The organism is Curtobacterium pusillum, from assembly GCF_013359865.1.
Taxonomy (GTDB): domain Bacteria; phylum Actinomycetota; class Actinomycetes; order Actinomycetales; family Microbacteriaceae; genus Curtobacterium; species Curtobacterium pusillum.
The window spans coordinates 25,576-46,272 of record NZ_JABMCE010000059.1 but is presented as its reverse complement, the minus strand read 5'-3'; the positions used below and the strand labels follow the sequence as shown (position 1 = coordinate 46,272).

Genomic DNA, 20,697 nt, shown 5'->3' with positions numbered 1-20,697 from the left:
CGTGACTTCCGCCATAATGGAGGACGTGACTAGCACCCCTCTCTCCAGATCCGCCAGCGGTCCGGTCCTGAACAGGCCGAACGCCGTTGCCGTGGGGACGATCGTGTGGCTGGGCAGCGAGGTCATGTTCTTCGCCGGCCTGTTCGCGATCTACTTCACGCTGCGCAGCACCTCGCCCGAGCTCTGGGCGACCGAGACCGCGAAGCTCGAGGTGCCGTTCGCCTCGGTGAACACGATCATCCTGGTGCTGTCCAGCTTCGCCTGCCAGTTCGCGGTGTTCGCCGCGGAGCGCTTCCAGGTGCACCGCACGAGCTGGAACCCGAAGGACTGGGGCATGACGGAGTGGTTCTTCGTCACCTACTGCATGGGCGCGATCTTCGTCTGCGGCCAGGTCTTCGAGTACGCGAACCTCTGGCACGAGGGCATCACGCTCTCCTCCAGCGCCTACGGTTCGGCGTTCTACATGACGACCGGTTTCCACGGTCTGCACGTGACGGGCGGCCTCATCGCCTTCCTGCTGACGCTCGGCCGCGGGTTCGCCGCCAAGAACTTCGGTCACAAGGAAGCGACCACCGCGATCGTCGTGTCGTACTACTGGCACTTCGTCGACGTCGTCTGGATCGGCCTCTTCGCCGTCATCTACCTTCTCAAGTAGGAACTGGATAGCCCCGCCGCATGTTCAACAGAACCAAGTCCAAGAAGGGCCGCCGTTCCCCGATGGCGACCGTGTCGCTCATCGTCGTCGGTCTCATGACCACGGGCGGTGCGTACGCGCTGTTCAGCTCCTCGGCGAACGCCGACGACAGCACGAGCACCGTGGCCGCGTCGAGCCAGTCGAAGGTGAACGAGGGTCAGAAGCTCTTCGCCTCGAACTGCGCCACGTGCCACGGTCTCTCCGCCCAGGGCACGAGCGAGGGCCCGTCCCTCATCGGCGTCGGCGCCGCGTCGGTCGACTTCCAGGTCGGTACCGGCCGCATGCCGATGGCCGCTCAGGGCCCCCAGGCCGAAGAGAAGCCCGCGCAGTTCACGGACGCGCAGATCGACGCACTCGCCGAGTACGTCGCGTCGCTCGGCCCCGGCCCGTCGGTCCCCTCCAAGAGCCTGACCAGCGGTGAGGACGGCGACGCGGCCGAGGGTGCGGAGCTCTTCCGCATCAATTGCGCCATGTGCCACAACGTGGCCGGCGCCGGTGGTGCGCTGACCGAGGGCAAGTACGCGCCGAACCTGCAGACGGTGTCCGGCAAGCACATCTACGAGGCCATGATCACGGGCCCGCAGAACATGCCGGTGTTCAACGACCTCAACCTCACCCCCGAGCAGAAGGCCGACATCATCACGTACCTGAAGTACGTGCAGGACAACAAGTCGCCCGGCGGGTTCGCCCTCGGCTCCCTCGGCCCGGTGGCAGAGGGTCTGTTCATCTGGATCTTCGGACTCGGCGCGGTGGTCGCGATGACCGTCTGGCTGACCGCGAAGTCCAACTGATCGTCCGTGTCGAACGACACTGAAGGGAACACCATGGCAGAGCACGACGACGAGGCACTGAACTCGTCCTCGGCTGTCGAGAAGCACGGCGCGACCACGACGTCGGCCGGTACCGCGGTCCTGCCCGCGGACCCGTTCGAGAACCCGGGCGAGCCGCCGCACCGCGCGCGCCGCACCGACGTCGACCCGAAGAAGCAGCGTCTCGCCGAGCGTCAGGTCGCCACGTACTTCTACCTGTCGATCGTCGGCAGCGTCCTCGCGATCGCGGCGTACGTCGCCTTCCCGATCGACTCCGACGACTTCGGCTCCGTCCGCACGGCCAACCTCTGGCTCGGCCTCTCGATCGCCCTGGCGCTGCTCGCGCTCGGCCTCGGCGCCGTGTACTGGTCGAAGTCGCTCGTCGTCGACCGCGAGATCTCGGAGCTCCGCCACAGCACCCGTGGCACGGACGCGACCCGTGCGAAGGCCGTCGAGGCCTTCCAGCTCGCCGACAAGGAGTCCGGCTTCAGCCGCCGCAAGCTCATCCGCAACTCGATGATCGGCGCGCTGGCGGCGTTCCCGCTCCCCGGCATCGTCCTCGTGCGCGACCTCGCGCCGGCGGCGGACCCGAACGAACTCCTCCGCCACACCATGTGGGCGAAGGGCACGCGCCTGACGAAGGACCCGACGGGTCTGCCGATCAAGGCGTCCGACGTGACCATCGGTTCGGTGTTCCACGTCATCCCGGACGGCATGCTCGACAAGGAGGACATGCTCGAGGAGAAGGCCAAGTCCTCCGTCCTCCTGATGCGCCTCGACCCGAAGGACCTGAACCCCGCCAAGGGGCACGAGAACTGGGGGTACGACGGCATCGTCGCGTACTCGAAGATCTGCACCCACGTCGGGTGCCCGGTCGCACTGTACGAACAGCAGACGCACCACCTGCTCTGCCCCTGCCACCAGTCGACGTTCGACGTCTCGAACAACTGCGAGGTCATCTTCGGACCGGCCGCGCGTCCCCTCCCCCAACTTCCGATCGCGATCGACGACGACGGCTACCTGGTCGCACAGAGCGACTTCCACGAGCCCGTCGGACCGTCCTTCTGGGAGCGTGAACGCTGATGAGCAGCACGACCACCAAGGCACCCGCGTCCGCCACCAGGCCGGCGCCGGAGCGCGGATCCCGCATCATCGGCGGGGTCGCCAACTACATCGACGAGCGCACGAGCATCTCGGGCCTCGTGAAGGAGGTCGGGCGCAAGATCTTCCCCGACCACTGGAGCTTCATGCTCGGCGAGGTGGCGCTGTACAGCTTCGTCGTCGTCCTGCTGTCCGGCACCTTCCTGACGTTCTTCTTCCAGGCGTCCATGGCCGAGGTCGTGTACCACGGCTCGTACGTCCCACTGAAGGGCATCGAGATGTCGACGGCGCTCCAGTCGACGCTGAACATCTCGTTCGACATCCGCGGCGGTCTCTTCGTCCGGCAGATCCACCACTGGGCGGCGCTGCTGTTCGTGGCCTCGATCATGCTGCACATGGCCCGCGTGTTCTTCACCGGCGCGTTCCGCAAGCCGCGTGAGCTGAACTGGGTGTTCGGCTTCGTGCTCTGGGTGCTCGCCATGGCCGAGGGCTTCACGGGCTACTCGCTCCCCGACGACCTGCTCTCCGGAAACGGTCTGCGCATCATCGTCGGCATGATCGAGGGTGTGCCGGTCATCGGCGTCTGGATCGCGTACCTGCTGTTCGGCGGCGAGTTCCCGGGCACCGACATCGTCGGCCGTCTCTACACGCTGCACATCCTGTTGCTGCCGGCGATCCTCGTCGCGGTGCTCGGCGTTCACCTCGTGCTGGTCGTCATCAACAAGCACACGCAGTTCGCAGGTCCGGGCAAGACCAACGAGAACGTCGTCGGCGTGCCGATCCTCCCCGCGTTCGCCGCGAAGGCCGGTGGGTTCTTCTTCATCGTCGCGGGCATCCTCGCCCTCATCGCGTCGCTGTTCACGATCAACCCGATCTGGAACTACGGCCCGTACGACCCGTCCCCCGTGTCCGCCGGTACCCAGCCCGACTGGTACATCGGCTTCGCGGACGGCGCGCTCCGACTGGTGCCGCCGCACTGGGAGGTCGTGTGGTTCGGCTACACGGTGTCGTTCAACATCCTCGCGCCGATCGCGGTGCTGGTGGTGCTCATCCTCGGGATCTTCCTCTACCCCTTCATCGAAGGCTGGGTCACCGGTGACAAGCGCGAGCACCACCTGGCGGATCGTCCGCGCAACGCCCCGACGCGCACGGCCTTCGGCGCCGCCGGCATCACGCTCTACGCGAGCCTCTGGGCCGCCGCGTCGTCGGACATCATCGCGACCCACTTCTTCGTGTCGATCGACCACGTGATCCACGTGATCCAGGCCACGACGGTCCTCGGCCCGTTCGTCGCCTTCTGGATCACGAAGCGCGTGTGCCTCGCCCTGCAGAAGAAGGACCGCGAGATCGTGCTCCACGGGTACGAGTCCGGCCGCATCGTCCGGCTGCCCCACGGTGAGTACATCGAGGTGCACGAGCAGCTCGACGAGTACGAGCGCTGGAAGCTCCTGCAGTTCAACGAGTACAAGCCTCTGATGCTCCGCCCGAACGCCCGTGGCAAGATCACCGGAGCGGAGAAGATCCGCGCCAGCATGTCGCGCTTCTTCTTCGAGGACCGCATCACGCCGGTCACGAAGGCCGAGCTCGAGGCTGCGCACGCCGCGCACCACGCCCCCGACCTCGAGGGTGGCCACCAGGCTCCCCAGGTCGGCCCGGGGCACTGACACTCCTCGGCAAGGATCAGCGAAACCCCTCGTCCACTTCGTGGGCGGGGGGTTTCGCTGTTTCGCCTCAACACGCCGCTTCGGGTTCACCCTCGATTCACATCGACGTGCTGGGATCGTCCAGGACGGTGTGGCACTGTGTTGCACCACGCACCCGCCAACGGAATGAGATCCCATTGGACAGCCGGACGGCCGAACACCCCAGGCCGAACCACTTCCTGCTCCACCTCAGTGACACCCACCTCGTGGCCGGCGACGGCACCCTCTACGGTGACGTCGACTCCGCCGCTCGCCTCGGCGAGATCGTCGCCGACATCGAGGCGTCCGGCACCCGTCCGGAGGCGATCGTCGTCACGGGGGACGTCGCCGACAAGGGCGAACCAGGCGCGTACGCCCGCATCCGGGACATCGTCGCGCCCGCTGCCGAACGCATCGGCGCCCAGGTCATCTGGGCGATGGGCAACCACGACGAGCGGGGCGCCTTCCGGCAGGAGCTCTTCGGGCTGCAGCCGACCGACCGACCCGTGGACTTCGTCTACGACGTGAACGGTCTGCGCGTCATCACCCTCGACACGAGTGTGCCCGGCGCCCACCACGGCGAGGTCTCCCCCGACCAGCTCGACTGGCTCGCCGAGGTCCTCTCCGAGCAGGCCCCGCACGGCACGATCCTGGCGATGCACCACCCGCCGGTGCCCAGCGTGCAGGACCTCGCCGTCCTCGTCGAGCTCCGTGACCAGGACGCCCTCGCCGAGGTCGTCGAGGGCAGTGACGTCATCGCGATCATCGCCGGTCACCTCCACTACTCGACGAGCGCGGTGTTCGCGGGCGTCCCCGTCTCGGTCGCGAGCGCAACGTGCTACACGCAGGACCTCACCGAGTACCGGGGCGGCACGCGGGGTCGCGACGGCGCGCAGTCGTTCAACCTCGTCCACGTGTACGGACACAACGTGGTGCACTCGGTCGTCCCGATCGGGCACTACTCGACCGTCGGCGAGCCCGTCTCCGCCGTCGAGACCGAGGCGCGACTCGCCGCAGCCGGCGTGTCGATCGCTGCGGCGGTGGAACCGGCTCCGGTGACGTCGAGCATCCCGGTGTTCACCCTCGATTCGGTGCCGGTCTCCCCCGTCCACCGCTGACGTCGGACGGTGGCCGCATCCGCGCCGTCGGACGGAGGCCGCATCCGCGCCGAAGTGCGATCTCGGCCGCCGTCCGGCGTCAGCGGGGCGTCAGCTTCAGGACGCGGGCCGCTCCCAGGGCGCCGGGAACGGGAAGTACTTCTCGAGGAAGTCGGTGACGCGCCGCGTGCGCTCCTCGTCGCTGACCTCGGGGAAGCTGCCGTCGTTCAGGCAGAAGAAGTCGACGTTCCGCTTCTTGAGCAGGTCGTCGAGCGCACGGAGCCCCGACTGCATGGTCGTGTCGACGTACCGCACGGGCGCGTTCTCCTGCACGATCGCCCGCCCGGTGAGCAGCGAGTAGTAGTGGTACAGCGAGTTCGTCACCGAGATGTTCTCGGCCGCCCGGAAGCGTGACGCGGCCGTCGCCCTGAACTCGTCCGCGAACTCGTGCTCCATCTCGGTCATGATCGAGGCGCGCAGCGGGGTCGGCGCGTGCTCGAGGTGCCTGGTGGTGACCGCTCCGAACCGCTGCTGGAGCAGCCGGCGGTTCACCCGGGCGGAGTTCTCGAACCCGCTCCGTGCCGGGTTGTTCGAGCCGAGGCCGATCCGGGTCGACGCGAGGATGAACTTCGTCACCGATCCGGGGCTGAAGAACACCGACGGGTCGACCGAGCGCCCGAAGAACATGTCGTCGTTCGAGTAGATGAAGTGCTCGCTGATGCCCGGGATGTGGTGCAGCTGTGACTCGACGGCCTGCGAGTTGTGCGTCGGCAGGACGGACGGGTCGGCGAAGAACTCCTCGGAGCGGACGATCCGCACCTTGGGGTGGTCGGCGAGCCAGGCCGGGGCCGGGGAATCGGTGGCGATGTAGATCTGCCGGATCCAGGGCGCGAAGGTGTGCACGGAGCGGAGCGCGTACTTCAGCTCGTCGATCTGCCGGAAGCGGGCGGGGGCGTCGTCGCCCTCCCCCAGCACGGCACCGGACTGCGCCGCCTGTCGGGCACGCTGGTACTCGATGGCGTTGCCGTCCACCCACGAGAAGACGATGTCGATCGGGAAGCGGATGTCGGAGACGTGGTCGTCGAACATGTGCTCGACGGTGCGCCAGGTCCGACCGTACCGCTCGATGTCGACCAGGACGAACTCCTCGATCGGCAGGCTGCGGCGCATGAGGGCGTTCTCGACGGGCGCGAGGACCTCGGTGTCGGTGACGCGCCAGAACTCGAGCTGCACGCTCGTCTCCGCGCCGTAGCGGAGGCGTCCGAGCGGTTCGACGCGCGGACGGAACACGCGGAGCACGGGTTCGTCGGCCGGGCCGAGGCCGTCGTCGATGACGAGCACGGCGGGCTTGCGCGGGGGCTTCGCGTAGAATGGTTCGTTCGCGGCGGCGGCCATCACGGCGCTCTCCGCGCGCTGGCGGTCGCGTTCGTCCAGGGCGATGACCGGCCGCTGGTCGTTCCCGCGGATGAGCAGGTGGTCGACGTCACCGGCGGTGAGCGCGTCGTCGAGGAACAGGAGGTCCTCGATCATCGACTGCTGCGGGGTGAGGTGGCCGTTGACGAGCGTCAGACGACCTTTCCGCACGACGACGTCAGGTCGGTCGAGACCGCCGGAGGACGGTCGAGGGTTCAGCAGAGGACTCTCGGTCACCGGCTCGGTCTCGTTGCTCATCCACGCCCTTCGGATCGTCCTGCGGGCACCGCGCCCGCCTCCTGCCGATCCTACCGTCCGCGCGGGCGCCCGGACCGCCCCGCGATCGGGTCAGGGCCTGGAGGCGCGGGTCGTCTCCGTCTCGCGCGGCACCTTCACGACGATGCCGACGACGATGAAGAGCGCGGCGGCGACGATCTGCAGGGCCGCCCAGACCTCGCCCGGGATCGGCACGACCGCGAGCGGGTTCCAGCACACCGCGATCGCCGCCATCAGGACGGCGGCCCACCAGGCGCGGCCGCGGACGGCGAACACCAGGACGATGAGGCTCAGCACGGTCACGCCCCAGCGGGCGAACACGAACCCGGACGAGTCGATGATCGCCACGCACGCGAGCAGCACGATCGCCGCGATGAGCGAGGGCGCCAACGCCGGACGTGTGAACGGCGCGGTGTCGCCGCTCGCCCGCTCGGACGTCGCTCCTTCGGTCGATGCCGGTCGTGCCGGGCCCGCGGGCACGCCGTGCAGTGACGACCCCGCCGGCGGGCGTCCCTTCCGTGCTGCCATCAGGCGCTGGCGCCGTCGAGGTCGATGGCCTGGATCGAACGGGACATCGGCGGCATCCCGCGGACCCGCTCGAGCGCCGGTACGAGCTCGGCGAGGTACGCCCGGTAGCCCTCGTCTGTGAGGTGCAGGCCGTCGTCGGTGAAGCGGTCGTCGAGGTGGTCCCCGTCGGCGAGGGCGGGCCACGCGTCGAGGTACTGGGCGTGGCACGTCGCGACGAACTGGCGGAGGTGCCGGTTCGCCTCCTCGATCTTCGCCGCGTACTCGGCCTGGCGCGGGAGGATCGAGACGAGCAGCAGCCGGACGCCCGGGAGCTCGCGGCGGAGCGTCACGAGGACCGACTCGACGCCACGGACGACGTGCTCGACGCTCGCCCGGTGGTTGCCGAAGTCGTTCGTGCCGATGAGCAGCACGATGACCTCGGGCTGTTCGGCCACGACGGCGTCCAGGCGTGCCAGGACCCCGTCGGTGGTGTCGCCGCCGATGCCGAGGTTGACGATGCGCTCGTCGGGCAACCACGTGTCCCACGACCCCTGCTCGGTGATGCTGTCGCCCAGGAACAGGACGCTGGTGTGTTCCGCGGTCATGCTGCCTCCTCGTGTACCGGTTCCGGCTTCCCATTCTGCTGGGTCCGGTTCCGTCCCGTCGACCCGGTGTGCTCGGACTCCCGCTCGGCCGCGGCCGTGATCCGCTCGACCATGCCCGGGAAGATCACGCCGTGGAACGGGAGGATCCCGTACCAGTAGAGCCGTCCGGCGAGCCCCTGGGGGAAGTAGATCGCCCGCTGCCGGTAGTCGCTGCCGCCGTCCTCCGCCGGGGTCACGGTCATCTCGAGCCAGGCCCGGCCCGGCGACTTGAACTCGGCGCGGAGCCGCAGGTACCGCCCGCGATCGAGCCGTTCCACACGCCACCAGTCGAGTGCGTCGCCCTGCTCGAGGCGCTCCGGGTCGCGGCGGCCCCGGTTGAGACCGACTCCCCCGGCGAGTTTGTCCATCCACCCGCGGGCCACCCAGGCGAGCGGGAACGAGTACCAGCCCTTCTCGCCGCCGATCGACTCGACGACACGCCAGACGTCCTCGGCCGAGGCCGCCGAGTGTCGCTTCCGGTCGTCGACGTACACCGTGTGGCCGGACCAGTCCGGGTCGCTCGGCAGCGGGTCCGCCGGCGTCGCCGCGAGGGTCGCGCTGCGCCAGCTCGTCTCGACCTCGCCGGTGCGCATGCGGCTGAGGGCGAGCCGGACGGCGCGGCGGTAGGGGGTGAGCCCGCCCTCCGGACGCGGCACCACGTCGTCGATGTCGTGCTCGCGCTGGACGCACTCGAACTGCAGGGACTCGATGATCGGCGTCGCGAGCTTGCGCGGGATCGGGGTGACGAGGTTGAACCAGTGCGCGGCGAGCCTCGGGGTGAGGACGGGCAGCACGGAGATCGGCCGTTGCGGGAGCTTCGCCTCGACGGCGTACCCGTTGAGCATCTGGCCGTAGCGCAGCACGTCCGGGCCGCCGATGTCGAAGGTCCGGTTCACGTCGGCGGGGATGTCGAGGGCCCTCACGAGGTAGTACAGGACGTCCCGCACGGCGATCGGCTGGATGTGGTTCCGGACCCAGCGCGGCGCGGCCATCCACGGAAGGACGTCGGTCAGGTGCCGGATCATCTCGAACGAGGTGCTCCCCGACCCGATCACCACACCGGCCTGGTAGGCGATCGTCGGGACGCCGGAGCGGAGCAGGACGTCCCCGACCTCCTTCCGGCTGCGGAGGTGCTTCGAGAGGTCGCCGTCCGGGTGCAGACCGCCGAGGTACACGAACCGACGGACACCGGCGGCCTGCGCCTCGTGGGCCATCGTCTCGGCCGCCCGCCGCTCGGCGTGCTCGAAGTCGCCCTCGGCGCCCATCGCGTGCGCGAGGTAGTAGACGGCCTCGACCCCGTCGACCGCGCTCCGCACTGCGGCGGCGTCCTGCAGGTCGCCCTCGACGATCTCGACGCCGTCGTGCCAGGGGACGTCCTGGAGCTTCCGGGGGGTCCGGACGAAGACCCGGACGCGGTGGCCGGCTTCGAGGAGGCGCGGGACGAGACGACCGCCGATGTACCCGGTGGCCCCGGTGACGAGGACGTGCATGCGGGGCACGGTACGCGGCTCGGCTCCGGGTAGGCTTGCCGGGTGGACAATGCAGCGTTCTCCGTCACCGCCGGTGCCGTCCGTGGTCTCATCGACCACGCGATCCTCAAGCCCGAACTGACCCGTTCGGACGTCGACGCCCAGCTGGACGAGGCCGCCGCCTACCGCGTCTTCAGCGTGTGCGTCCGTCCGAGCGACGTCGCGTACGCCGTCGAGCGCCTCCAGGGAACCGGCGTCGGCGTCGGAACCGTCATCGGCTTCCCGCACGGCACCACCTCGACCGCCGCCAAGGTGGCCGAGTCGCTGCAGGCCCTCGCCGACGGCGCCTTCGAGCTCGACATGGTGCAGAACATCGGCGCCGCGAAGTCCGGCGACTGGGAGCGCGTCGAGGCCGACGTCCGCGCCGTGGTCGACGCCGCGGGCACGACCGTCGTCAAGGTCATCCTCGAGACCGCGTTCCTCACCGACGACGAGATCGTCGCCGCGTCCCGTGCCGCGCAGTCCGCCGGTGCCGCGTTCGTGAAGACCTCCACCGGGTTCGCCGGTGGCGGTGCCACTGCTGAGCACATCCGCCTCATGCGCGAGACCGTCGGCGCCGACACCGGCGTGAAGGCCTCGGGCGGCGTCCGTGGTCTCGACACCTTCCTCGAGATGGTCGAGGCCGGCGCGAACCGCATCGGCACGAGCGCCTCGGCGCGCATCCTCGACGAGGTCGCGCACCGGGCCGAGACCGGCGCCGCGTCGACGCTCGGCGACGACACCACGTCCTACTGACCCGACCCACCGCCACGGGGCCGGCGCCTGCCGGACGCGACGTCGCGTCCGGGACCCGCACCGCGCCTCCAGACCGCCGCATCGGAGCGAGCATGCCCACCACCGCACCGCAGTCCACCGCAGCCACCACCGGGCTCGCCCTCGCCGTCGACCTGGGCGGCACGAAGGTCGAAGCGGCGCTCGTCACCGACGAGGGCACCGTCCTGCCGGGCACGCGCTTCCGCAGCCCGACCGGGCCGCAGCGCACCTCCGACGAACTGCAGGCCGCCGTCGACGAGGTCGTCACCGCAGCCCTCGCGGCGCTCCCCGCGGACGCGATGCTCGTCGGCGTCGGCGTCGGCTCCGCCGGCCCCGTCGACGAGGAGCACGGGCTCGTCTCCCCCCTGAACATGCCGGTGTGGCGCGACTACCCGCTCCGCGAGCGTGTCGCCGCGCACGTGCCCGGCGTCCCCGTGACCCTCCGCATGGACGGCCTCGCGATCACCCTCGCCGAGCACTGGGTCGGCGCCGCGCAGGGTTCCGAGCACGTCATGGGCATGATCGTCTCGACGGGCGTGGGCGGTGGCCTCATCCTGCACGGCCGCACCGTCAGCGGGCCCACCGGCAACGCCGGACACATCGGGCACGTGGAGTGCGGCGGCTTCGACGACCCGTGCGCGTGCGGCGGAACCGGCTGCCTCGAGGCGATCGCCAGCGGCCCGAAGACCGTCGCATGGGCTCGGCGTCAGGGCTTCGCCGGGACCACCGGCGAGGAGCTCTCGGCAGCGTACGCGGCCGGCGACGAGATCGCGGTCGCGGCGGTCAAGCGGAGCGGTCGGGCCCTCGGGCAGGCGATCGCCGCGGCGACGAGCCTGGTCGACCTCGAGGTCGTGGCGATCGGCGGCGGGTTCTCCCACGTGACGCCGGACCTGTTCGAGTACGCGCGCCAGGCGGTGGCGGAGCGTGTCGAGTTCGGCTTCGTGACGAAGGTGCGCATCGTGCCGACGGGGCTGTCGCAGGACGGGCCGCTCATCGGCGCGGCTGCCCTCGTACACCGCGCGGACGTGCTGCGCTGACGCGGCGCGGCGCGGCGCGGTTCGTGTCGCTGAGCCCGGAACGCGGGTGCGGCACCGGACGCGACCACGGCCGGACGGGAGGCACGGTGCCGGCCCGCACCGCGCCTCCAGACCGTCGTCGGTGACGCAGGGCCGGCGGAGTGCTGCCCGCGCTGTCCACAGGGGTGACGCGGCGCGCCCGCCGTCCGGCAGGATGTGCGGGTGCCCCGAACGCGACTCGTGACCAGCGACGACTGGCCGGAGTCCGAGCTGCGCGCCGCCGTGCTGGCCGGGGAGCTCGTCGCCGTCGGACCGTGCTGGGCCTCCCCCGCGGAACCTCAGACCGCGTCGCTGCGAGCAGCAGCCGTGGCCTGGAGCCTGCGTGACCCGCGGCTCATCGCGTGCACCCGGACCGCCGCCTGGATCTGGGGTGCGGTGTCGCGTCCGCCGTCGCCGCTCGAGGCGTGCATCCCGCCGCAGGTCCGCGTGCACGTGGACGCCGGGGTGCGTCTTCGCGAGGTCGTCATCGCGGACGGTGACGCGCTGCGGCTGGGCGGCCTCGGTGTGACGACGCCGTTGCGGACGGCGGTCGACCTCCTGCGCAGCCCGGTCGGCGGCGACGGGACGTTCGGTCGTGCGGAGTCGTCCGCGGTCGAGGGGCTCCTGGCGATCGGCGCCGTGACCGTCCACGAGCTCCGGGCGAGTCTGGGGTCCCTCGGGACGATCCCGATGGTCCGGCAGGCCGAACGTCGGCTCCGTGCGCTGCGGGGCCCCGAGCCGGTCAGCCCGCGCTGACGCGGTACACGTCGTAGACGGCGTCGATCCGCCGTACGGCGTTGAGCACCCGGTCGAGGTGGGTCGTGTCGCCCATCTCGAACACGAAGCGGCTGAGCGCCAGGCGATCGGACGACGTCGAGACCGTCGCCGACAGGATGTTGACGTGGTGGTCGGTCAGCACGCGGGTGACGTCGCTGAGGAGCCCGGATCGATCGAGGGCCTCGATCTGGATCTGGACGAGGAACACCGACTTCGACGACGGGGCCCACTCGACCTCGATCATGCGGTCGGGCTCGTTCATGAGCGACTTCACGTTCGTGCACGAGGCCTGGTGGACGGAGACGCCCTGACCGCGGGTGATGAACCCGACGATCTGGTCCCCCGGCACGGGTGTGCAGCACTTCGCGAGCTTCACGAGGATGTCCGGCGCGCCGCGGACCAGGACGCCGCTGTCGCTGTTGCGCAGCTGCCGGCTGGTGACCTGGCGCGGGAACGTCAGTTCCGGCTCCTCGGTCTCCGTCTCGGTCTGGACGTTCCCGAGCACCTTCTCGATCACGGACTGTGTCGAGACGTGGCCCTCGCCGATGGCGGCGTACAGCGCCGACACGTCGTCGTACCGCATCGACGACGCCACCTCGGAGATGGAGTCCTGGCTCATGATGCGCTGGAGCGGCAGGTTCTGCTTCCGCATCGCACGCGCGATCGCGTCTCGGCCCTGCTCGATGGCCTCTTCGCGGCGCTCCTTGGTGAACCACTGCTTGATCTTGTTCCGGGCGCGCGGGCTCCGGACGAACGTCAGCCAGTCCTGGCTGGGCCCGGAATCGGGGTTCTTCGACGTGAAGATCTCGACCACGTCACCGCTGGAGAGCTGGCTCTCGAGGGGCACCAGGCGACCGTTCACCTTCGCACCCATGGTGCGGTGCCCGATCTCGGTGTGCACGGCGTAGGCGAAGTCCACCGGGGTCGCGCCGGAGGGCAGGCCGATGACCTTGCCCTGCGGCGTGAAGACGTAGGTCTCCTTGGCGCCGATCTCGTACCGGAGCGAGTCGAGGAACTCGCCGGGGTCGCTGGTCTCGGCCTGCCAGTCGGTGATGTGCGCGAGCCAGGCCATGTCCTGGTCAGTCGCCGACGAGGTGTCGACGTCGCGACCGGCGGCGCGCTGCTTGTACTTCCAGTGCGCGGCCACACCGAACTCGGCCCGCTGGTGCATCTCGTGCGTGCGGATCTGGATCTCCACCGCGCGACCCTGCGGCCCGAGGACCGTGGTGTGCAGCGACTGGTAGAGGTTGAACTTCGGGGTGGCGATGTAGTCCTTGAAGCGACCGGGCAGCGGCGTCCACCGGGCGTGCACGGATCCGAGCATCGCGTAGCAGTCGCGGACGGTCGGGACGAGGACGCGGATGCCGACCAGGTCGTAGATCTCGTCGAACTCGCGCCCGCGCACGATCATCTTCTGGTAGATCGAGTAGTACTGCTTGGGCCGGCCCATGACCTCGCCGCGGACCTTCGCCGCCTTGAGGTCCTTCTTGAGGGTGCCGATGACGTTCTGCACGAACTGCTCGCGCTTCGGCTGGCGCTCCTTCACGAGGCTGTCGATCTCGACGTACAGCTTCGGGTGCAGCACCGCGAACGAGAGGTCCTCGAGCTCCAGCTTGATCATCTGGATGCCGAGCCGGTGCGCGAGCGGCGCGTAGATCTCGAGCGTCTCCTTCGCCTTGCGCGTGGCGGAGGTCGACTCGACGAAGCCCCACGTGCGGGCGTTGTGCAACCGGTCGGCGAGCTTGATGACCAGGACGCGGATGTCCTTCGACATCGCGATGACCATCTTGCGGACGGTCTCGGCCTGGGCGCTGTCGCCGTACTTGACCTTGTCGAGCTTCGTGACGCCGTCGACGAGCATGGCGATCTCGTCGCCGAAGTCCTCGCGCAGCTGGTCGAGCTGGTAGTCGGTGTCCTCGACGGTGTCGTGCAGGAGCGCGGCAGCGATCGTGATCGGGCCGATGCCGAGGTCCGCCAGGATCTGCGCGACGGCGACCGGGTGCGTGATGTACGGCTCGCCGGACTTGCGCTTCTGCCCGTCGTGGGCACGCTCCGCGACCGAGTACGCGCGCTCGATGAGCGTCACGTCCGCCTTCGGGTGGTGCGAGCGGACCGTGCGGATCAGGGTGTCGACGGCACCGGCCGGCTGGGCGCGCGAGAACAGGCGCGGCAGCAGGGACCGGAGCGAGCCGAGGTTGCCGGTCGTGTTCGGGCCGATCGGGCTCGACGGCCGCGGGGCGGAGCCGGGACGGCTCGGCGCGTTCGCGTCCTGGGGCGTGGACTCACGTGTGTCCGTCATGCTGCGCCTCCCAGGGACTCGGTCCGAGCTCGATCCGACAAGACTACGCGCGTCCGGTCAGTGCTCGTGACGGGGTTCGCCCTGGGCGTCGCGCACCACCGGGGCGCCCGCGCGCTCCCAGGCGACCATGCCGCCGGCGAGGTTCACTGCCGGGACGCCGGACTGCTCGAGCGCGGCGACGACCCGGGCCGAACGACCACCCGAGTGGCAGACGATGATCGCCGGCTCGTCGCCGCCGTCGATCTCCTTCCACCGCGCCACCAGTTCGGACATCGGGACGAGCGTCGCCTGCGGCGCGTGGACCTCGTCCCACTCCCCCGGCTCGCGCACGTCGAACAGGCGAGAACCCTCGTCGATGCGTCGACGTGCCTCGGCGACGTCGATCTCCTGGATCTCGGCCGACATCAGGCCTCCGCCGCCGCGTCGACCTCACGCTGGCGCTGGCGCTTGGCAGCGGCGGCCTGCTTCTTCGCGTCGGCCTGCTTCACCTTGGGCTCGTTCTCACGGAGGTGCGCGTACATCGGCGACGCGATGAAGATCGTCGAGTAGGTGCCGACGATGATGCCGATGAACAGTGCGAGCGAGATGTCGCGGAGCGTGCCCGCGCCGAGGACGTACGACCCGATGAAGAGGATCGCCGCGACGGGCAGGAGCGCGACCACCGAGGTGTTGATCGACCGGACGAGCGTCTGGTTCACCGCGAGGTTGACCGACTGCACGAAGGTGCGGTGCGACTCCTGGCTCGTGTTCTCGCGCACCTTGTCGAAGACCACGACGGTGTCGTACAGCGAGTAGCCGAGGATCGTCAGGAAGCCGATGACGGCCGCCGGCGTGACCTCGAGCCCGACGATGCCGTACACGCCGGCCGTGATCAGCAGGTCGTGGACGAGTGCCACCATCGCGGACACCGACATCTTCCAGGTGCGGAAGTACAGCGCCATGAACACCGCCGCGAGGGCGAGGAAGATCACGAGGCCCCGGATCGCCTGAGCGAGCACGTCCGCGCCCCAGGTGGCACCGATGAACGTCGCCGCGACCTGGCTGTCCGGCACGTCGTACGCCTTCGCCAGGGCGTCCTGGACATCGGTGGTCTCACGGTCGGTGAGCTGACCGGTCTGCACGCGGATGCCGTGCGTGCCGAGCTGCGAGACGCGCGGGACGCCCTCGGGGACGATCGACTCGACGGTCTCGGTCGCGAGGTTCTGGTCGAGGTTCTTCACGTCGGAGAGCGTGAACTCCGAACCGCCGGTGAACTCGATGCCGAGCTGGTACCCACCGCGGAGCCACGGCACCGCCAGTGAGATCACGATCGCGATGATCGCGATGATGTACCACGTCTTGCGGCGGCCGACGATGTCGTACGAGCGCTTGCCCGTGTAGAGGTCGCTGCCGAACTGGCTGAAGCTGGCCATCAGTCGTCCTTCCCGTCCGGCGTGGTGCCGTTCTCGCCGGAGGCCTGCTGGGCCTTCCGCTCCGCGATCGTCTGTCGGCGCTGCGCCTCACCCGCACTGCGCTGACGCTTGCCGTCGACCACGGGAGCACGGAACTGCGCCCGACCGCGGTAGACGGCACCGAGGGCGGACGGATCGAGCCCGCTGAACCTGTGGCCCTCACCGAAGAACCGGCTGCGGGCGATGAGCTGCATCATCGGGTGCGTGAACATCACGACCACCACGACGTCGATCAGGGTCGTGAGGAGCAACGTGAACGCGAAGCCCTTCACGTCGCTCACCGCGAGGATGTAGAGCACGACGGCGGCGAGGAAGTTGATCGAGTCCGAGGCCAGGATCGTGCGCAGTGCGCGCTTCCACCCGGCTTCCACGGCGCTCTCCAGCCCGCGGCCCTCGCGGAGTTCGTCCCTGATGCGTTCGAAGTACACGATGAACGAGTCCGCCGTGATGCCGATCGCGACGATCAGACCCGCGACGCCCGCCAGTGACAATCGGTAGTCGACGCGCCACGACATGATCGCGATCACGAGGTAGGTCAGCGCCGCGGCGACACCCAGCGACAGGACGGTCACGAACGCGAGTGCCCGGTACTGGATCACCGAGTAGATGATCACCAGGATGAGGCCGATCAGACCGGCGACGAGACCACCGACGAGCTGCGCCGTGCCCAGGGTCGCGGAGATGTTCTCGTTCGACTGCACCTGGAAGTTGATCGGCAGGGCGCCGTACTTCAGCTGGTCGGCGAGGGTCTTCGCGGACTCGGCCGTGAAGGAACCGGTGATCTGGGCCTTGCCGTTCGTGATCGCCGAGTTCGTGGTCGGCGCGGTGATGACCGAGCCGTCGAGGACGATCGCGAACTGGTTCTGCGGCTGCGTCAGCGAGACGAGGCGGTTCGTGACGGTGCGGAACTCCTTCGTGCCGGTGCCGTCGAAGGTCAGGTTGACCGCCCACTGGCCCGTCGACGAGCCCTGCGAGTCGGTCGCGAGACCCGACGTCGCGTTGCTGATGTTCGAACCCGAGACCTCGACCGGACCCAGGATGTACTTCGCGGCGCCGTCCTGGTCGCACGTGACGAGGGGCTCGTCGTCCGGAGCCGACGTGACGTCGTCCGGCGCGGAGCAGTTGTAGTTCGTGTACAGGTCCTGCAGCTTCGGCGTCACCCAGTTGAGGTCACTGGCGTTCGTCGGCTTCGCGCTCGGCGTCGCCGCGAGGGACGCCGGCGGCGAGTACGGCGTGGGCGAGGCCGACGAGGAGCCCTTGTCACCGACGGAGGTGTTCGTGGCGGCCTCGGTGTAGAGGACCGGCCGGAACGTCAGCTTCGCCGCCGCTTCGATGCGGTCGATCGTCGCCTTGTCGGGCTTCCCCGGGATGGAGACGACGATGTTGTTCGTCCCCTGGGTGTTGATCTGCGACTCGGACACACCCGTCGCGTTGATGCGCTGACGGATGATGTTGACGGCCTGGTTGAGCTGCTCGCTCGTCACCGAGCCGCCCTCGGTGTTCTGGGCCGCGAGGGTCAGCTGCGTGCCGCCCTGCAGGTCGAGGGCGAGTTCCGGGACCCAGCTGGCCCCTTCGAACCACTTCCCGCTGTCGTCCTTGGCGGTTCCGGCGAGGATCGACGCGGCGGTGTTCAACCCCGCGAGGACCGCCATCAGGATCACCAACCAGGTGAGCGAGCGGATCGCCTTCTTGACGGGTGTCGATCGTGCCACCGGTCGTCTCGTCTTTCTGTCAGGACCGACGGCGGGAGACCGGCGGCAGGTGTCGCCGCCGGGTCGGTGGACCCGGCGGCCGAGGTGTCAGTCTTCGGTCTTGCGCTTCGCCGCGTCGGCGTCGGTGTCGGTCGAGTCGACGCGCTCACCGTAGATCGGCTCACCGTTGAGCTCGGCGACGGGCTTCGGTGCTGCCGGCTCGTCCTCGGGCGTGGTGGCGGTCTGGATGTCCGACGCGGTGTCGTCGACGACACGCGACAGTGTCTGGCGGTGGACGGTGACGACCGTCCCGGGCGCGATCTCGACGTCGGCGGTGACCTTCTCGTCGTCGACCGACAGGAGCGTGCCGTACAGACCGAAGGACAGCATCACCTTCGCACCCGGCACCATCTTGGTGGCGAGTTCGGACTGCTGCTTCTTGCGCTTCCGGCTGTTGTAGAACATGAAGGCCGCGAACGCCACGACGATGACGATGAGGATGACTTCTTGACCCATGATGCGATGCCTTCTCTGGTTGCTCGGTTTCGGGCCGTAGCAGTCTAGGGCACACATTCGTGCGTGGCATGTCACCGGGACTGCTGCGGTGGCGGACTCAGTCGGTGTCGTCCGCGTCGTCGAAGAGTCCGGGCTGCGCGAGGCCGGCCTGCCCGGGCGTCATGTCGAAGTGCCGCCAGGCCTGGGGCGTGGCGATCCGGCCGCGCGGGCTGCGGGTGACGAGGCCGACCCGGACGAGGAACGGTTCGACGACGGACTCGATGGTCTCCGACTCCTCGCCGACGGACACCGCCAGCGTGTTCAGGCCGACCGGACCGCCGTCGAAGCGCGTCAGCATCGTCTCGACGACGGCGCGGTCGAGCCGGTCGAGCCCGAGCTCGTCGACGTCGTACAGGTCGAGGGCCCCCTGCACGGCGGCCATGCCGTCCGTCGTCCGGTGCACGAGCGCGTAGTCACGGACGCGCCGGAGCAGACGGTTCGCGATCCGCGGTGTCCCCCGGGACCGACCGGCGATCTCACGGAGCGCCGAACGGTCGATGTCGAGTTCGAGCAGGTGTGCCGCGCGGATGAGCACCTGTTCGAGCTCGTCCTTCTCGTAGAACTCGAGGTGCGCGGTGAAGCCGAAGCGGTCGCGGAGCGGGTTCGGGAGCAGGCCGGCCCGGGTCGTGGCGCCGACGAGGGTGAACGGGGCGAGGTCGAGCGGGATGCTCGTCGCGCCGGCACCCTTGCCGACCATCACGTCGATCCGGAAGTCCTCCATCGCGAGGTAGAGCATCTCCTCCGCCGAGCGCGCCATCCGGTGGATCTCGTCGATGAACAGGACCTCGCCCGGGACGAGGGACGAGAGCACGGCGGCGAGGTCGCCGGCGTGCTGGATAGCCGGTCCGCTCGACATCCGCAGGGGCCGACCGGACTCGTGCGCCACGATCATCGCGAGCGTCGTCTTGCCGAGGCCCGGAGGACCGGCCATGAGGATGTGGTCGGGCGTGCGCTCCTGCAGCGCCGCGGCCTTGAGGAGCAGGTCGAGCTGGCCGCGGACCTTGCGCTGTCCGACGAACTCGTCGAGCGACTTCGGACGCAGCGCCCCCTCGAACGCGAGTTCCTCCTGCGACTCGGCGCTGGCGGCGGTGATCCCGCTCACCGGCCGGCCCCGGCGGGGCGCAGTGCGCCGAGCGCCGCACGGAGCAGCGCCTGCGTGCCCATCGAGGCAGCGCCCGGCTCGTTTGCCACGACGTCGTCGACGGCGCTCTGCGCGGCGTCCTCACGCCAGCCGAGCCCGACGAGGGCGGTGACGACGTCGGTCGCGGCCGGGTGCGTCCCACCACCGCGAGCGGCAACGACGGCGGGAGCCTGCTCGAACGCGGCGAGCTTGCCGGAGAGCGCGACGATGATCAGCTTGGCGGTTTTCGGGCCGATGCCGGAGACCTTGCGGAAGGCGCTGTCGTCGTCGTTCGCGACCGCGCCCGCGACCTGGGCCGGCTCCATGTGGGCGAGGACGCCCATCGCCGACTTCGGTCCGACGCCGGAGACGCTCCGGAGCAGGTCGAAAACCTGCAGGGCGTCGGTGGACTCGAAGCCGAACAGCAGGTGCTCGTCCTCTCGCACGATCATCGCCGTGCGCAGGAACACCTCGGACCCGTGGCGCATCGTGAGCGCGTGCGCGGGCGTCACGGTGACGGCGTAGCCGACTCCCCCGACCTCGACCACGACGTTCGACCCGGCGACGTCGATGCAGGTGCCCCGGAGACTCGCGATCATGCCCCGAGCCTACGGCCGGCCACCGACGGAGCCGACGAGCCACGCGGCGATCGTGCTGCGGCTGCGGCCGCACGGGCGAGCGGCGAGTCGACCGTGCCGCCCTGCGCGTCCCGCCAGGCGCGCTGGGCCGGGGTGAGGTTCGTGGGACGGGTGCCGACGGCGTCGGGTGACCCGAGCCTCCAGGCATGGCACACCGCCAGGGCGAGCGCGTCGGCGGCGTCGGCCGGCTTCGGGGCCTCGTCGAGTCCGAGCACCCGCGCGATCATCGTCTGCACCTGGCGCTTGTCGGCGTTGCCGTACCCGGTGACCGCGGCCTTCACCTCGGACGGGGTGTGCAGACCGACGGGCAGCCTGCGGGCCGCTGCGGCGTGCAGCGCGAGGCCGGCCGCCTGGGCGGTGCCCATCACCGTGCGGACGTTCGCCTGGGCGAACACGCGCTCCACCGCGACGGCGTCCGGCGCGTGCTCGTCGATCTCGGCGGCGATGCCCTCGGCGATCCGCAGCAGGCGCTGCTCGAGCGCCATGTCCGCGGGGGTGCGCACGACCGTCACGTGGACGAGCCGTGCGCGCCGGTTCGGTGCGACCTCGACGATGCCGACGCCGCACCGCGTGAGCCCGGGGTCGACCCCGAGCACGCGCAGCATC

20 protein-coding genes are annotated in these 20,697 nt (G+C 69.7%); 8 read left to right on the top strand and 12 right to left on the bottom strand.

Annotation, left to right across the window (positions count from 1 at the left end; translation table 11 throughout):
• Positions 1 to 16 precede the first annotated feature (16 nt).
• The 5 genes from ctaE to HP507_RS04280 all read left to right on the top strand — a co-directional run bounded on the left by ctaE (position 17) and on the right by HP507_RS04280 (position 5,404).
• Complete coding sequence (gene ctaE, locus HP507_RS04300) at positions 17 to 655, top strand: aa3-type cytochrome oxidase subunit III (protein WP_175350615.1); 639 nt, start codon at positions 17 to 19, stop codon at positions 653 to 655.
• A gap of 20 nt (positions 656 to 675) precedes the next feature.
• Positions 676 to 1,485, top strand: coding sequence for a cytochrome bc1 complex diheme cytochrome c subunit (qcrC, locus tag HP507_RS04295; protein WP_175350614.1), 810 nt, complete (start codon positions 676 to 678; stop codon positions 1,483 to 1,485).
• A 33-nt stretch (positions 1,486 to 1,518) separates the two neighbouring features.
• Positions 1,519 to 2,586: a cytochrome bc1 complex Rieske iron-sulfur subunit gene (gene qcrA, locus HP507_RS04290; RefSeq protein WP_175350613.1), complete on the top strand. Its 1,068-nt coding sequence runs from the start codon at positions 1,519 to 1,521 to the stop codon at positions 2,584 to 2,586.
• Complete coding sequence (qcrB, locus tag HP507_RS04285) at positions 2,586 to 4,268, top strand: cytochrome bc1 complex cytochrome b subunit (RefSeq protein WP_175350612.1); 1,683 nt, start codon at positions 2,586 to 2,588, stop codon at positions 4,266 to 4,268. Before qcrA ends, qcrB begins: the two co-directional genes overlap by 1 nt.
• Positions 4,269 to 4,444: 176 nt before the next feature.
• Positions 4,445 to 5,404, top strand: a complete 960-nt coding sequence (locus HP507_RS04280) for a phosphodiesterase (RefSeq protein ID WP_175350611.1) — start codon at positions 4,445 to 4,447, stop codon at positions 5,402 to 5,404.
• 96 nt (positions 5,405 to 5,500) lie between these two features.
• Here HP507_RS04280 and HP507_RS04275 read toward each other — a convergent pair whose 3' ends face one another.
• The 4 genes from HP507_RS04275 to HP507_RS04260 all read right to left on the bottom strand — a co-directional run bounded on the left by HP507_RS04275 (position 5,501) and on the right by HP507_RS04260 (position 9,713).
• The gene (locus HP507_RS04275; protein ID WP_175350610.1) at positions 5,501 to 7,054 is read right to left on the bottom strand and encodes a stealth conserved region 3 domain-containing protein; all 1,554 of its coding nucleotides are present in this window, start codon (positions 7,052 to 7,054) and stop codon (positions 5,501 to 5,503) included.
• Positions 7,055 to 7,144: 90 nt separating this feature from the next.
• A complete protein-coding gene (locus HP507_RS04270; RefSeq protein WP_175350609.1) occupies positions 7,145 to 7,600 on the bottom strand; it encodes a DUF6804 family protein in 456 nt (151 codons plus the stop codon).
• A complete protein-coding gene (locus HP507_RS04265) occupies positions 7,600 to 8,184 on the bottom strand; it encodes a GDSL-type esterase/lipase family protein (protein WP_175350608.1) in 585 nt (194 codons plus the stop codon). Before HP507_RS04265 ends, HP507_RS04270 begins: the two co-directional genes overlap by 1 nt.
• Positions 8,181 to 9,713 (bottom strand): SDR family oxidoreductase, encoded by a 1,533-nt coding sequence (locus HP507_RS04260; protein WP_175350607.1) that lies wholly within the window; start codon positions 9,711 to 9,713, stop codon positions 8,181 to 8,183. Before HP507_RS04260 ends, HP507_RS04265 begins: the two co-directional genes overlap by 4 nt.
• Positions 9,714 to 9,755: 42 nt before the next feature.
• On the opposite strand from HP507_RS04260, the gene deoC reads away from it, so the two are divergent.
• From deoC to HP507_RS04245, 3 genes are all read left to right on the top strand, one after another.
• Positions 9,756 to 10,487 (top strand): deoxyribose-phosphate aldolase, encoded by a 732-nt coding sequence (deoC, locus tag HP507_RS04255; protein ID WP_175350606.1) that lies wholly within the window; start codon positions 9,756 to 9,758, stop codon positions 10,485 to 10,487.
• A 92-nt stretch (positions 10,488 to 10,579) separates the two neighbouring features.
• Complete coding sequence (locus HP507_RS04250; protein ID WP_175350605.1) at positions 10,580 to 11,542, top strand: ROK family protein; 963 nt, start codon at positions 10,580 to 10,582, stop codon at positions 11,540 to 11,542.
• 201 nt (positions 11,543 to 11,743) lie between these two features.
• On the top strand, positions 11,744 to 12,316 hold the full coding sequence (locus tag HP507_RS04245) for a hypothetical protein (protein ID WP_175350604.1): 573 nt from the start codon (positions 11,744 to 11,746) through the stop codon (positions 12,314 to 12,316).
• Here the strand turns inward: HP507_RS04245 and HP507_RS04240 are convergent.
• From HP507_RS04240 to ruvC, 8 genes are all read right to left on the bottom strand, one after another.
• Entirely contained in the window at positions 12,303 to 14,636 is a 2,334-nt protein-coding gene (locus HP507_RS04240; RefSeq protein WP_254700925.1) for a RelA/SpoT family protein, read from the bottom strand. The genes HP507_RS04245 and HP507_RS04240 overlap by 14 nt on opposite strands.
• 57 nt (positions 14,637 to 14,693) lie before the next feature.
• Positions 14,694 to 15,041: a rhodanese-like domain-containing protein gene (locus HP507_RS04235; RefSeq protein WP_175350603.1), complete on the bottom strand. Its 348-nt coding sequence runs from the start codon at positions 15,039 to 15,041 to the stop codon at positions 14,694 to 14,696.
• The gene (gene secF, locus HP507_RS04230; protein ID WP_175350602.1) at positions 15,041 to 16,048 is read right to left on the bottom strand and encodes a protein translocase subunit SecF; all 1,008 of its coding nucleotides are present in this window, start codon (positions 16,046 to 16,048) and stop codon (positions 15,041 to 15,043) included. Before secF ends, HP507_RS04235 begins: the two co-directional genes overlap by 1 nt.
• A complete protein-coding gene (gene secD, locus HP507_RS04225) occupies positions 16,048 to 17,799 on the bottom strand; it encodes a protein translocase subunit SecD (protein ID WP_175350601.1) in 1,752 nt (583 codons plus the stop codon). The genes secF and secD overlap by 1 nt, the downstream gene beginning before the upstream one ends.
• 87 nt (positions 17,800 to 17,886) lie before the next feature.
• A complete protein-coding gene (locus tag HP507_RS04220; RefSeq protein ID WP_175350600.1) occupies positions 17,887 to 18,294 on the bottom strand; it encodes a preprotein translocase subunit YajC in 408 nt (135 codons plus the stop codon).
• Positions 18,295 to 18,391: 97 nt separating this feature from the next.
• Positions 18,392 to 19,435 (bottom strand): Holliday junction branch migration DNA helicase RuvB, encoded by a 1,044-nt coding sequence (ruvB, locus tag HP507_RS04215; protein WP_175350599.1) that lies wholly within the window; start codon positions 19,433 to 19,435, stop codon positions 18,392 to 18,394.
• The gene (gene ruvA / locus HP507_RS04210) at positions 19,432 to 20,052 is read right to left on the bottom strand and encodes a Holliday junction branch migration protein RuvA (RefSeq protein WP_175350598.1); all 621 of its coding nucleotides are present in this window, start codon (positions 20,050 to 20,052) and stop codon (positions 19,432 to 19,434) included. The genes ruvB and ruvA overlap by 4 nt, the downstream gene beginning before the upstream one ends.
• Positions 20,049 to 20,693, bottom strand: coding sequence for a crossover junction endodeoxyribonuclease RuvC (gene ruvC / locus HP507_RS04205; protein WP_254700929.1), 645 nt, complete (start codon positions 20,691 to 20,693; stop codon positions 20,049 to 20,051). The genes ruvA and ruvC overlap by 4 nt, the downstream gene beginning before the upstream one ends.
• Positions 20,694 to 20,697: the final 4 nt, after the last annotated feature.

Bases quoted from the DNA above. Each gene is read 5' to 3' on its own strand.
- ctaE (WP_175350615.1), top strand. From the start codon at position 17: ATGGAGGACGTGACTAGCACCCCTCTCTCCAGATCCGCCAGCGGTCCG.
- qcrC (WP_175350614.1), top strand. From the start codon at position 676: ATGTTCAACAGAACCAAGTCCAAGAAGGGCCGCCGTTCCCCGATGGCG.
- qcrA (WP_175350613.1), top strand. From the start codon at position 1,519: ATGGCAGAGCACGACGACGAGGCACTGAACTCGTCCTCGGCTGTCGAG.
- qcrB (WP_175350612.1), top strand. From the start codon at position 2,586: ATGAGCAGCACGACCACCAAGGCACCCGCGTCCGCCACCAGGCCGGCG.
- HP507_RS04275 (WP_175350610.1), bottom strand. From the start codon at position 7,054: ATGAGCAACGAGACCGAGCCGGTGACCGAGAGTCCTCTGCTGAACCCT.
- HP507_RS04270 (WP_175350609.1), bottom strand. From the start codon at position 7,600: ATGGCAGCACGGAAGGGACGCCCGCCGGCGGGGTCGTCACTGCACGGC.
- HP507_RS04265 (WP_175350608.1), bottom strand. From the start codon at position 8,184: ATGACCGCGGAACACACCAGCGTCCTGTTCCTGGGCGACAGCATCACC.
- HP507_RS04260 (WP_175350607.1), bottom strand. From the start codon at position 9,713: ATGCACGTCCTCGTCACCGGGGCCACCGGGTACATCGGCGGTCGTCTC.
- HP507_RS04250 (WP_175350605.1), top strand. From the start codon at position 10,580: ATGCCCACCACCGCACCGCAGTCCACCGCAGCCACCACCGGGCTCGCC.
- HP507_RS04240 (WP_254700925.1), bottom strand. From the start codon at position 14,636: ATGACGGACACACGTGAGTCCACGCCCCAGGACGCGAACGCGCCGAGC.
- HP507_RS04235 (WP_175350603.1), bottom strand. From the start codon at position 15,041: ATGTCGGCCGAGATCCAGGAGATCGACGTCGCCGAGGCACGTCGACGC.
- secF (WP_175350602.1), bottom strand. From the start codon at position 16,048: ATGGCCAGCTTCAGCCAGTTCGGCAGCGACCTCTACACGGGCAAGCGC.
- HP507_RS04220 (WP_175350600.1), bottom strand. From the start codon at position 18,294: ATGGGTCAAGAAGTCATCCTCATCGTCATCGTCGTGGCGTTCGCGGCC.
- ruvA (WP_175350598.1), bottom strand. From the start codon at position 20,052: ATGATCGCGAGTCTCCGGGGCACCTGCATCGACGTCGCCGGGTCGAAC.